This window comes from Mesorhizobium tamadayense (genome assembly GCF_003863365.1).
GTDB classification, from domain to species: domain Bacteria; phylum Pseudomonadota; class Alphaproteobacteria; order Rhizobiales; family Rhizobiaceae; genus Mesorhizobium; species Mesorhizobium tamadayense.
In genome coordinates this window covers 1-11,575 of the sequence record NZ_RQXT01000006.1, presented here as the reverse complement: position 1 = coordinate 11,575, position 11,575 = coordinate 1, and the positions used below count along the sequence as shown (strand labels likewise).

The 11,575-nt window shown below is 64.1% G+C and carries 11 protein-coding genes and 1 riboswitch; of the genes, 3 read left to right on the top strand and 8 right to left on the bottom strand.

Annotated elements, in window-relative coordinates:
• Positions 1-6: 6 nt before the first annotated feature.
• The 7 genes from EH240_RS06810 to EH240_RS06780 form a co-directional block, all read right to left on the bottom strand.
• The gene (locus tag EH240_RS06810) at positions 7-1,011 is read right to left on the bottom strand and encodes an iron ABC transporter substrate-binding protein (RefSeq protein ID WP_124996654.1); all 1,005 of its coding nucleotides are present in this window, start codon (positions 1,009-1,011) and stop codon (positions 7-9) included.
• Between the two features lie 395 nt (positions 1,012-1,406).
• On the bottom strand, positions 1,407-2,000 hold the full coding sequence (locus EH240_RS06805; protein ID WP_124996653.1) for a HupE/UreJ family protein: 594 nt from the start codon (positions 1,998-2,000) through the stop codon (positions 1,407-1,409).
• Between the two features lie 48 nt (positions 2,001-2,048).
• Positions 2,049-2,582 (bottom strand): hypothetical protein, encoded by a 534-nt coding sequence (locus EH240_RS06800; RefSeq protein WP_124996652.1) that lies wholly within the window; start codon positions 2,580-2,582, stop codon positions 2,049-2,051.
• Between the two features lie 2 nt (positions 2,583-2,584).
• Entirely contained in the window at positions 2,585-3,793 is a 1,209-nt protein-coding gene (locus EH240_RS06795; RefSeq protein WP_124996651.1) for an agmatinase family protein, read from the bottom strand.
• 12 nt (positions 3,794-3,805) lie between these two features.
• Positions 3,806-4,615 (bottom strand): ATP-binding cassette domain-containing protein, encoded by an 810-nt coding sequence (locus EH240_RS06790; protein ID WP_124996650.1) that lies wholly within the window; start codon positions 4,613-4,615, stop codon positions 3,806-3,808.
• Positions 4,612-5,490, bottom strand: a complete 879-nt coding sequence (locus EH240_RS06785) for an ABC transporter permease (protein WP_124996834.1) — start codon at positions 5,488-5,490, stop codon at positions 4,612-4,614. Before EH240_RS06785 ends, EH240_RS06790 begins: the two co-directional genes overlap by 4 nt.
• Before the next feature lie 38 nt (positions 5,491-5,528).
• Complete coding sequence (locus EH240_RS06780) at positions 5,529-6,593, bottom strand: putative urea ABC transporter substrate-binding protein (RefSeq protein WP_124996649.1); 1,065 nt, start codon at positions 6,591-6,593, stop codon at positions 5,529-5,531.
• 99 nt (positions 6,594-6,692) lie between these two features.
• A riboswitch (guanidine-I (ykkC/yxkD leader) is annotated at positions 6,693-6,808 on the bottom strand.
• A 304-nt stretch (positions 6,809-7,112) separates the two neighbouring features.
• Here EH240_RS06780 and EH240_RS06775 point away from each other — a divergent pair.
• The 3 genes from EH240_RS06775 to EH240_RS06765 all read left to right on the top strand — a co-directional run bounded on the left by EH240_RS06775 (position 7,113) and on the right by EH240_RS06765 (position 10,375).
• Complete coding sequence (locus tag EH240_RS06775) at positions 7,113-7,649, top strand: sigma-70 family RNA polymerase sigma factor (protein WP_124996648.1); 537 nt, start codon at positions 7,113-7,115, stop codon at positions 7,647-7,649.
• A gap of 1 nt (position 7,650) precedes the next feature.
• Entirely contained in the window at positions 7,651-8,289 is a 639-nt protein-coding gene (locus EH240_RS06770) for an NrsF family protein (RefSeq protein ID WP_124996647.1), read from the top strand.
• 139 nt (positions 8,290-8,428) lie between these two features.
• Positions 8,429-10,375, top strand: coding sequence for a PAS domain S-box protein (locus EH240_RS06765; protein ID WP_245435849.1), 1,947 nt, complete (start codon positions 8,429-8,431; stop codon positions 10,373-10,375).
• A 27-nt stretch (positions 10,376-10,402) separates the two neighbouring features.
• Here EH240_RS06765 and EH240_RS06760 read toward each other — a convergent pair whose 3' ends face one another.
• Positions 10,403-11,281, bottom strand: coding sequence for a 3-hydroxybutyryl-CoA dehydrogenase (locus tag EH240_RS06760; protein WP_124996646.1), 879 nt, complete (start codon positions 11,279-11,281; stop codon positions 10,403-10,405).
• Between the last annotated feature and the right edge of the window lie 294 nt (positions 11,282-11,575).

Below are 11,575 nucleotides of genomic sequence, written 5' to 3'. Positions count from 1 at the left end.
CGCGAACTAAAGCAAGCCGGCTTGCGTCATCAGGTCGATGACCTTCTTGGAGTTCAGCGTCGCCGGATCGACTTTCGGCGCCTGCAGGTCGGCCAGCGGCACCAGCTTCGGGTTGGACTCCGCACCCTTGCCGACCGCGTATTCAAACGACGTGCCGGTCTTCAAAACCTCCTGGCCGCCCTTGCCGGTCACCCACTTCAGGAAGGCCTGGGCTTCCTTTGGATGCTTGCTCGAGGCCAGCACGCCGCCGCCGGAGATTGACACGAACGCCCCCGGGTCCTGGTTCTTGAAATAGTGCTGCCCGATATGCTTGCTGTTCTCGCCGGTCTTGGCCTGATCGCCGAAATAGTAATAGTGATAGATCACGCCGCCATCGATCTCGCCGGCATTGACCGCCTTCATCACCGTGCTGTTGCCCTTGTAGGCTGTGAAGTTGTCCTTCATCGCCTTCAGCCAGTCGGTGGTCGCGGCCTCGCCCTTGAGCTGGAGCAGGGCGCTGACGATGGCCTGGAAATCGGCTCCGGACGGCGAGGCGGCCCAGCGGCCCTTCCAGCTCGGATCGGCGAGGTCGAGCAGCGATTTCGGCAGCTGGTCTTCCTTGAGCTTGTCCTTGTTGTAGACAAAGACGGTGCTGCGTGCCGCGACACCCACCCACTTGCCGGTCGAGGGCTGGTATTCCTGCGGCACCTGGGCGCGGGTGTCGGCGTCGACCGGCGCGAACAGGCCGGCCGCCTCGACGAGCGCCATGGCCGGCGAATTCTCGGTCAGGAACACATCGGCCGGCGACGCGGCGCCTTCAGCGACGATCTGGTTGGAGAAGTCGCTATCGCCGCCATTGCGCAACGTCACCTTGATGCCGGTTTCCTTGGTGAAGCCCGCCGCCCATTCCTTGGCAAGGCTCTCGTGCTGGGCATTGTAGACGATGATGCCGGCATCCTCGGCCAGGGCCGGGCCGGCGATCAGGCCGAGCGCCAGCGCGGCGCCGGCGAGGGTGGAAAGAGCATATTTCATGGCATGGTCCTTGATCTTGGTGGTCCGCCTCGGGCGACGGCTGCACCTATCAATACCTGATAGCGATAGTCAACATTGTTAAGATGGCTCATTCCGTCGCGGAGGCGTGAAAGCCGGTGCCGCGCGGACAAATCCATGTGATTGGGGTCACGGGATCCTGCGGAGCCGCCTGGCGGTACCCGATGGCCATTCGTTGTTTTCAAGCCGAACAATCTCCGGTCGCACAGGCCCGTAACACCGGGTCCCGTACGGTGGGGGTTGCCGGGCAAATGCGGTCAGAGCCGTTCGGCTCGTACCTTCAAGATCTGGTACAGCAGCTCTCGAATGCGCCGCCAGATCGTCAATGGCCTGGGCATGGCTCCGCCTCCTGTTCGTGCGATCCCTGAGCCGCCGGTTCAAAAGAGCTGCGCGGCCAGCGCTACTCCGACCAGCGAGGTGCCGATCCCTGCCGCGCGGATGGCTGCCGGCCTGCTCCGCAACGTCAGGGCGGCCAGTACTCCGGTCGCGTGCAAAGCCGAGGTGCTGGCCAGGAAGCCCATCGCATAGGCCATGCCACCGGCCGTCTGCGGAATCTCAAGACCATGGGCGTTGCCGTGGAAGAGGCCGAAGAGCGCCGTCAGCGTTGCGGCGAAGACAAGCGGAAACGGCCTGGCGAGCGCAACCATGGCGCCGAAAATCACCAGCGACAGCGCGATCCCGGACTCCAGCGATGGCAAGCCGATACCAGCGATCCCAAGCATGGCCCCCGTGACCATCGCCGCGACGAAACACGCCGGCACGAGGATGGCGGCCCTGCCGCCGGTTCGCGCTGCAATGATGCCGACCGACAGCATCGCAAGCAGATGGTCGATGCCGGCCAGCGGGTGTTGAAGGCCGCTCAGAAGGCCGTGGACATGAAAGCCGCCGCTATGAGCGAAGGCCAGTGACGGTATGAGAGTCGCCGTGGCCGCCGGAGCAAGCCTGGTGAGAATCGAAAGCATTCTGTTCATGGTCTGAACCTATGTGAAAAGGGGGAGGATCCGAGTCAAAGCCGGCATTCACTGTCCGCGCATAGCGATTTCGGCCGCTGCGGACCTGTCGATCAGAAGCCGTGCCTCGCTGAAATCGAGGGGCCGCTGGCCATTGCCGTCATGGTAGACGAATGCCAGTCGGCGCCGGTGTGACGTCAGCTTCGCGGGCAGCGGATTGTAGGTCACGCCGGCGCCACCGATCAGCGGCATGACGGCGCCGACATCGACCATGTCCTGCGTCTCGACGCGCAGAAGATGCAGCCGCATGCCGTCGGCGGTTTCGCCGAGGAACGGAATGCCGGCGAGGCGCAGGAAACTGGAGGGGTCAGGCGCCCGTGAAAATCCGTCGAGAAAGGCGACTTCGACAAGATCGAGATCCGTCGTCCGCGGGTCGGCGGGCTCGGGCGCATGTTCGCGCGGCAGATGCGGGGTCTGCCACTGCAATGGCTTGCCGACCGGCCCGTTGTGGCCGACTGGGTGCGGATGGTGGTGATGGCCGTTCGGCCCGTGATGGTGGCCGTCGGCATGGTCATGGCTGTGGTGATGATGATCATCGTGCATGGTCAAAAGCTCGTCGGCTTGTCGATGATGGATTTGTGTTTACCGAGATTGCCGTGCGCGACCATCGAGCCGAGCGCCTCGACGACGACCCGCACACCGAACAGCGCGGTGATGTCCGAGGTGTCGTAGGGCGGCGAAACCTCGACCACTTCCAGCCCGCAGATGCCGGGCGCCGAGACCAGCCCGAGCAGCTTCAGCGCCTCGCGCGGCAGGAAGCCGCCAGGCTCCGGCCAGCCCGTGCCCGGCACGAAACCGCAATCGATGCTGTCGACATCGAAGGAGATGTATACGGCGTCGGTGTCCTTCCATGCGAGCTCGAGCGCGATCTCCGCCGCCTTCTCCAGCCCCATCTGTTCGATGTCGGAAATCGTCAGCACGTTGGTGCCGCGCTTCCTGGCCTCGGCCACGCCATAGCGGGGCACCTGCCAGCCGCCGATGCCAAGCTGCACCAGATTGGTGGCCGAGACATTCGGCAGGTTGGTCGCCCAATACCAGGGCGTCGTGTGCATGCGCTCGTCGAGATCCTTTTCCTGGATATCGATGTGGCGGTCGAAATGGATGATGCCGATGCGCTTGGAGGTCACGTCGGCGATGCCGCGCACGCAAGGAAAGCCGATTGAATGGTCGCCGCCCAGCATGATCGGCAGCGCGCCCGACGAGGCCACGTGGCTGACGCCCTTGGTGATCTGGTCGAAGCTCTTTTCGAGATTGGCTGGGATGGTGAAGACGTCACCGGCGTCGCACAGCGTCATCTGCTCGCGCAAATCGACACCCAGCTCGTAGTTGTAAGGCGTGTAGAGTGCCGAGATGCGACGGATCCCCTGCGGCCCGAAACGTGTTCCCGGGCGGTAGGTGGTGCCGCTGTCGAAGGGAATGCCCATGACGGCAGCGTCATACCTGCCGACATCGCGGACGTTCTCGACATAGGGCGCCTTGAGGAAGGTGTTGATGCCGGCGAAATGCGGCAACTCGCCTCGCGCGAATGTCGGGATCGACTTGTCGATGATCGAATCCGATCCCGGCAGACCCATGTCGAGCGCCCATTTCTGTTCCTTGCGCCAGCCGTCCTCGGGCAGCTTTCCTTCCGCCTCGATGGACTTCCAGCCCTGCATGTCGCGGATCTCGAAGTTGGGATGATGCAAACGCTGGCGCGGCTGGCGATCAAACAGCCCGGCCCGGCGGTGCCGGCGCGCTGGAATGTCTCTGTGCATGAAAAACCTCCGTTACGACGCCGTCGTCGCGATTGCGCTGTCCAGTCGGGTCGTCCCGACCATCGCGGCCACTTCGGCCACGTCTCGTGCGGAAGCCCGGCTCTTGCGGTCGAGCTTCAGATCGTAGGTGATCGTCGCGCCATAGGCGGACGGAAACTGGGGATCGTGGCGCACCTTGTCGAAGACAAGCACGCGGGTGCCGAGCTTGAACGCCTCGCCGATATCGTGGGTGACCATGACGACGGTCATGCCGTGTTCGGTCCAGAGCTCGGTGAGCAATTCGTGCATCTCGACGCGGATGCCCGGATCGAGCGCCCCGAACGGCTCATCGAGAAGCAGGATCTGCGGCCGGCCGAGCAAGGTCTGCGCGATCGCCAGCCGCTGCTGCATGCCACCGGAGAGCGAGGCCGGATAGAGGTGGCGCGCATGGGCAAGCCCGACCCGTTCCAGCATGGTTTCGGCCTCTTGCCTGGCGCTTCTGCGTCTGGCGCCAAAGACGCGGCCGAACGGTCCGCCGGAGCGGAAGTCCTCGACCAGCAGCAGGTTCTGCAGCGCGGTCAGATGCGGAAACACCGAGTAGCGCTGGAAGACGATGCCGCGCTGCGGCGTCGGCTCCGGCACGATCGGCTGGTCGCCGACGACGACCACGCCGCCGCTTTGCTGTTCCTGGCCAAGCAGGATGCGCAGGAAGGTCGATTTCCCGCAGCCGCTGGCGCCGACCAGCGACAGGAATTCGCCCGGCTCGGCGGTGATGTTGACCCGCTCCAGCACGCGGGCGTCGCCGTAGCTTTTCTCCAGTCCGTGGACGACGATGCGGCTCATCTGTTCTGCACCGGATGAGCCCAAGGGGAAATGATGTGCGAGAGCCGCACGAGCAGCCAGTCGGTGGTCACGGCGAGCAGTGTGATCCAGGCGACATAAGGCAGGATGACGTCCATCGACAGATAACGGCGGACGAGGAAGATGCGGTAGCCCAGCCCTTCGGTAGAGGCGATGGCCTCCGCCGCGATCAGAAACAGCCAGGCCGGTCCGAGCGCCAGCCGCACGCAAGTGATGAGGCGCGGCATGACCTGCGGCAGCACCAGCCTCAGAACCATGGTCCAGCTATTGCCGCCGAGCGTCTGTGCCTTGGCGATGAGCTCGGGCGGCAGTTCCATCACCCGGTTGGCGATGTCGCGCACCATGACCGGCGCCACGCCAATGGCGATCAAGGTGATCTTGGCCGTTTCGCCGAGGCCGAGCGCGATGAACAGGATCGGCAACAGTGCCAGTGGCGGGATGACGCAGACCACCGTAGCGAAGGGCAGGAGAAACGCCCTGACGCGCGGGATGAAGCCGATGGCGACGCCGAGGCAAAGCGCGCCGAGGGTGGCCATGCCGACGCCGGCGAACAGCCTGACCAGGCTGGCATAGGTGTCGGCCCACAGGATCAGGTCGCCGGAGCGCTTGTCCGGCACGGTCGCCAAATCGAAGAACGCCGACCACATCTGTGCCGGGGAGGGCAGCAGCTTGTCGCTGGGATTGACCGCCAGCCTTTGCGCCGAAGCGAAGAGATAGGCAATCGCCACGGCCGCAAACGGCAGCGTCCCAAGCAGCAACGCTCCGCCGCGCGAGACCGTCGCGTTGATGAGGCGAAGCCGCGCTTTCGGCCTGCTAAGTTGCAGGCGCGCGACTTCGGGGCCTACCCCGGCCTGCATGATGCCGGTTCCTCTGGCTAGCATGTCGCGCTCCCGCGTCAGAGCGTTCCGCCCGCCGCCTCCGCCATGAAGGCCGGGTCGAACCGCAGCTTGACGTTGTTGACGTCGCCCAGCGTCGAACCGTCGGGAAAGCTCATGCCGACCATGTCGACACTCGGCGCATTGGTGCCAAGGATGCCGTGGCTGAACAGGAAATTGCGGACCAAGTCCATGGTCTTCGGCAGTTCGGCGCCGTTGGCGAATGCGACTGCCTTGGCCGGCTCGAAGAACATCGCCGTTGATGCGAGCTGGGCATCGAAGCCGGCAAGATCCGTGCCGGACGCCTTGGCCATTTCTTCCTTGGCCGCCTTGCCTTCGGGCGTGCCCGAAATCATCAGCGTCATGGCTTCGTACCAGGCGCCGACAAGTGCCTTGCCCAGTGCCGGATTGTCTTTCAGCGTCTGGGTATTGACGACCATCATGTCGATGATCTCACCGGGAATCTTGGTCGAATCGAATACCTTGTGGGCACCCGGCATGGCGGCGATTTCCGAGACCAGCGGATTCCAGGTGACGACGGACGTGACGTCGCCGGTGCCATAGGCAGCGACCATGTCGGCATCGGAGGTGTTCACCACCGTAATGTCCTTTTCGGCCAACCCCACCGTCTCCAGCGCGCGCGCTAGCAAGTAGTGCGAGACCGAGAGCTCGACGAGATTGACCTTCTGGCCGGCAATGTCCTTGAGCGCGGTCTTGTCCTTGAGGATGACGGCATCGTTGCCGTTGGAGAAGTCGCCGATGATCAGCGCGGTGGTGTCGACGCCGCCTCCGGCGGGGATCGACAGCGCGTCCATATTGGTCATCGAGCAACCGTCGAAGCCGCCGGCAGTGTACTGGTTGATGCTCTCGACGTAATCGTTGATGCGGGTGATCTCGACATTGATGCCGTATTTGTCGGCCCATTTCTTCATGATGCCACTGTCGGCGAGATAGCCCCATGGCATCCAGCCGACATAGATCGACCAGCAGATCTTGAAGTCTTTCCTGGGCGCCGCTTGCGCGGCCGGGATCAAGGGAAAGCTGAGTGACGCGGCCAGGATGATTGCAGCCAGTTTGCGAAGCATTGCGTACCCCTGTTTGCGGTCCGGATTGCGTCCGGACTTTTGTTGGGGTTCACGGAGCGCGCATCCGGGAGAGGTTCGCGCCAGCAAACCCGTGCAGGGTTCTCCCGGGATTTTGGCCCGCCGTGTTCCGCCGGATGCCTCAATGCATCCCTGGCGGTTGCGTCTCTCGGACCAGCACCGTGACCGACACGGCCGGAACCCTAGACGCTCTGCACGCCAGCTACGACGCAAGGACCATGCCAATCTGAAAAGCGCCGGCCTGAGGCTGTTTTCCCGGGTTCTGAAGGCGACCGCGGCATGCCTATGGCGCAAAAATCATCGCAGCGCCTCCGAAATAAGCAGCATCGTGTCGTGCGACCGTCTCGGATGTTGCATGGGCCGCGCCTGTTCGCGAAATTCGAAAAGGCGCAGCGGTCGCCGCAAACTTTCGTGATTTTCCCGTACTTTGGCTTGGACATTATTTCGCCGGCCACGTAACAAACCAGGGCCGAGACGCGAACATCGGGGGGTAAACTTCTTGTGACCGGCAAGGACGAGGCCGAACTTTCCCGGCTGCTCAGGGCCGCGATCGCGGGAGACGAAAGGGCTTACGCCGACTTTCTGCACCGGATTGCCGCTCTCGTTCGCGGCTTCGTCCGGCGCAAGATCGTTCAGGGCGGTGTCGACCCCGAGGATGTCGTGCAGGAAACCTTGCTGGCCATTCACGTCAAACGGCACACCTGGCGCGAGGACGCGCCGGTGCTGCCATGGGTCTATGCGATTGCCCGCTTCAAGCTGATCGATGCGTTCCGCAGGCGCGGGCGTCGCATCGAGGTCGAGATCGACGAGATCGCCGAGACTTTCGCTGAGCCGGAAGCAGAGACGGTCAGCGAGCGCGACATAAACCGGGCTCTGGACGGCCTCCCGCCGGCGCAGCGCTCCGTGGTTGCGGCGATTTCCGTCGATGGCCGCTCGATCGGCGAGACGGCGGCGAGGCTCGGCGTCAGCGAGACCGCGGTCAGGGTGTCGCTGCATCGCGGCCTTGCGGCGATCGCCAAAAGATTTGGACGACAGTGACATGAGAACCGAGGATCTCATCAAGGCGCTCGACGCCGATGCCCGCAGCAAGGCGATGCCACTAGGGCCGGCCTGGTGGGCAGCCTTTGGCGTGGCGGCGGTGGTCGCGGCGATGGTCTTTTTCATGACCATCGGTCCGCGCCCCGACATCATGCCGGCCATGCACACGATGCGCTTCATGTCGAAATTCGTCTTCACTCTGGCGCTCACGACCAGCGCCTTCGCCCTGATCCGGGCGCTGTCGACGCCCGGTGCGGCGAGCAGGCGCGCTAAACTATGGATGCTCGTCGCGCCCGCACTCGTCGTGATCGCCGTGATCCTGGAGCTTTTCGCCGTGCCCGAGGCGGACTGGGGCAGGCGGCTCGTGGGTTCCAACATGATGATCTGCATGAGCTTCATCCCGCTGATCGGCATCGGCCCCCTGGCGATCTTCCTGGGCATGCTGCGCTATGGCGCGCCGACGCGGCCGGTGCTGGCCGGCGCGGCCGCAGGGCTTTTGGCCGGCGGGTTGGCGGCGACCTTCTATGCCGCGCACTGCTTCGACGATTCGCCGCTGTTCGTCGCCACCTGGTACACGATCGCGATCGCCATTCTCACCGCGCTCGGCGCGCTTGGCGGGCGGCTCTTCGTCCGCTGGTAGCATCGCACACCGATCTTTAATCATGCGGCAATTGTTTGCCGGTTAGCGGAACCGTCGCCGCCGCTTGCGCAACCATTCCTTAAAATCGATCCGTCAGGGTTGTGGCAACGTGCAGTTGCGCATTGGGTGGGATCGCTTTGTGACGTGGTTCAATTGGAAAGGCCCGCGGGCAGACAGGCGCGCCGTGCAGATGCTGATGGCGAGCGGGCTGATTGCCATGGTGGCATCGATCCTGTCGCCGGCACTGGATTTTGGCGCGGACGCGCTGAAGCTCTGCCTGCAGATATCGGTCGCAATCACGGCCGCCACACTGTTTCTTTCGGCGCTGTTCGTCCGCCGCATCATCGACGACCGCCGGCAGATTGCCGAAAGCGAGCAGCGCTTCCGCCGCGCCATGGAGGATTCGGCGATCGGCGTCGCCATCGTAGGTCTCGACGGCCGCATCCTTCAGACCAACCAAGCCTTCGCTGCCATGCTCGGCTACAGCCGCGAGGAGATCGAGGCGCTGACTTTCTTCCAGATCACGCATCCCGACGACCTGCAGATCGGCCGTGAGACGATGATCGCGCTGAAAGAGGGGAAGATCGATTCCTTCCATTTTGAGAAGCGTTACCTCCGCAAGGACGGCAGTCCTGTCTGGGCGCAGCTTGCCGGCTCGGTCATCCGCGAAGAGGAGACCGGTCGCCCACTTTATCTGGTGTCGCAGATCGAGGACATCGATGCGCGCAAGCAGGCCGAAGCGCGCATCGCCGAGGCGGAGACGCGCTGGAACTTCGCGCTGACCAGCGCCGGACAAGGCGTCTGGAGCCTCGACATGCGCAAGGGCGGCACGACCTACTCCGAAACCTGGGTGAGGATGCTGGGCTACGACGATGGCGAGCTGGACGGCGATCCCGACCGCTGGCTGGCGATGATCCACCCGGATGACCGCGAGCTTGTCGCAGAGGCTGACCGCGCGCACCTCGCCGGCGAGACGCCCTTCTTCGAGGCCGAGTTCCGGATGCGCCACAAGGACGGCCACTGGGTCTGGATCCTCGACCGCGGCAAGGCGATCGAGCGCGACGGCGAAGGCCGGCTGATCCGGGCCATCGGCAGCCTGACCGACATCACCCAACGCAAGGAAGCCGAAGAACGTCTCAAGGTCTCGGCGGCTATGCTGGCCGACGAGAAGGAGCGGCTCAGGGTGACGCTGCAGTCGATCGGCGACGCCGTGATCTGCACCGATGCCGCCAACCGCGTCACCTTCATGAACCCGGTCGCCGAAAAGCTGACCGGCGTTGGCGCCGGCGAGGCGCTAGGCAAGGAGCTCGGCCATGTCTATTGGGCGGTCGACGAGGAAACCGGGCAGAGGATCGGTCTGACGGGCGACCGCCACCACAGCGACCAGAACGCCCGCGCCGTGCTCATCCGGCGCGACGACACGCGCTGCAGCATCCGCCAAATGGTGTCGCCTATCATGAACGACCGCAACGAGTTCTGCGGACTGGTCATCGTCTTCCAGGATTTCACCGATGCGCGCGCCCTGCAGCGCCAGCTGGCCTATGCCGCGGCCCATGACGCGCTGACCGGGCTCGCCAACCGTTCGAGCTTCATCCGCACGATGGAGGAACTGGTCGATCAATGTCGGCTCAACGGCGGCGAGCACCAGTTCATGTTCGTCGACCTCGATCATTTCAAGGCGGTCAACGATACCGGCGGCCACGCCGCGGGCGATGCGCTGCTGAAGCGCGTCGCCGACGCCATCCGCATTGAGCTTGGGCCGGAGGACATCGTCGCCCGCCTCGGCGGCGACGAGTTCGCCGTCATCCTGAAGTCGGGCGCACCGACACGGGCTGCGATCGCGGCCAGTTCCATCATCGATGCCATCCGCAACCTGAACTTCAGCTGGGACGGTCGCCCGCATTCGATCGGCGCCAGCATAGGGCTGGCGCCGATCCGCGCCGGCTGCGGCGAGGTGGACGAGATCATCGCCCGCGCCGATGCCGCCTGCTACGCCGCCAAGGCAGCCGGACGCGGTTGCGTTTCGGCGGCACCCGACGAAGACATGAGAGACGAGACAGTGACGCCGCTTGCCGTTGCGTCCTGAGCGTCGGCAGCCGTCAGTCGGCGAAGATCAGCGCGTCGGCACCGGGTGGTCGCCGCGATAGTCGTAGAAGCCGCGGCCGGTCTTGCGGCCGAGCCAGCCGGCCTCGACATATTTCACCAGCAGCGGGCAGGGGCGGTACTTCGAGTCCGACAGCCCTTCATGCAGCACCTGCATGATCGACAGGCAGGTGTCGAGACCGATGAAATCGGCAAGCTGCAGCGGACCCATCGGGTGGTTGGCGCCGAGCCGCATGGCCGTGTCGATGGCGTCGACCGTGCCGACGCCCTCATAGAGCGTGTAGATCGCCTCGTTGATCATCGGCAGCAGGATGCGGTTGACGATGAAGGCCGGGAAATCTTCCGAGACGGTGATCGTCTTGTCGAGCCGGTTGACGAAGCCCTTGGCCGCCTCGAAGGTCTTGTCCTCGGTGGCGATGCCGCGCACCAGCTCGACCAGCTTCATCACCGGCACCGGGTTCATGAAATGTATGCCGATGAAGCGTTCCGGCCGGTCGGTCTGCGCAGCGAGCCGGGTGATCGAGATCGAGGAAGTGTTGGTCGCCAGGATCGCTTCCGGATTGAGTTGCGGACAGAGCTGCGCATAGATCTTGCGCTTGACCGTCTCATCCTCGGTCGCCGCCTCGATCACGAGGTCGGCAGCGGCAAGATCGGCCATCGACGAGGCCGCCGAGATGCGCGCCATCGCCTCATTGCGCGCCTTTTCCTCGAGCTTCCCGGAACCGACCTGGCGGGCCATGTTGCCGCTGACGGTGGCGATGCCCTTCTCGATCCGGTCGGACGAGAGATCGTGGATCAGAACTTTGTAGCCGGCCAGCGCCGCGACATGGGCGATACCACCGCCCATCTGACCCGCGCCGACAATGCCGATCGTCTCGATCTTGCTCATTACCCCAATCCCGTCTGGAGCATTTCCGCTTCTGCGAGGCACGGAAGCGCTCCCTTCTCTTTGTTTACCGCAATTCCGGACGGAAAACCGCTACGCATTTTTCCTGGAATTGCTTCAAGCCTTCGTGGCCTGCTTTTTGTGCAGCGCAAACTAAAAGGGCGGGGTGACTTCGTCTACCCCACCCTTCGGATTTTAATATGCCTGGACGGAAAGCGTCAAAGCGCCTTTTGCAGCTCGGGCAGGATGACGAAGAGATCGCCGACGAGACCGTAATCGGCAACCTGGAAGATCGGG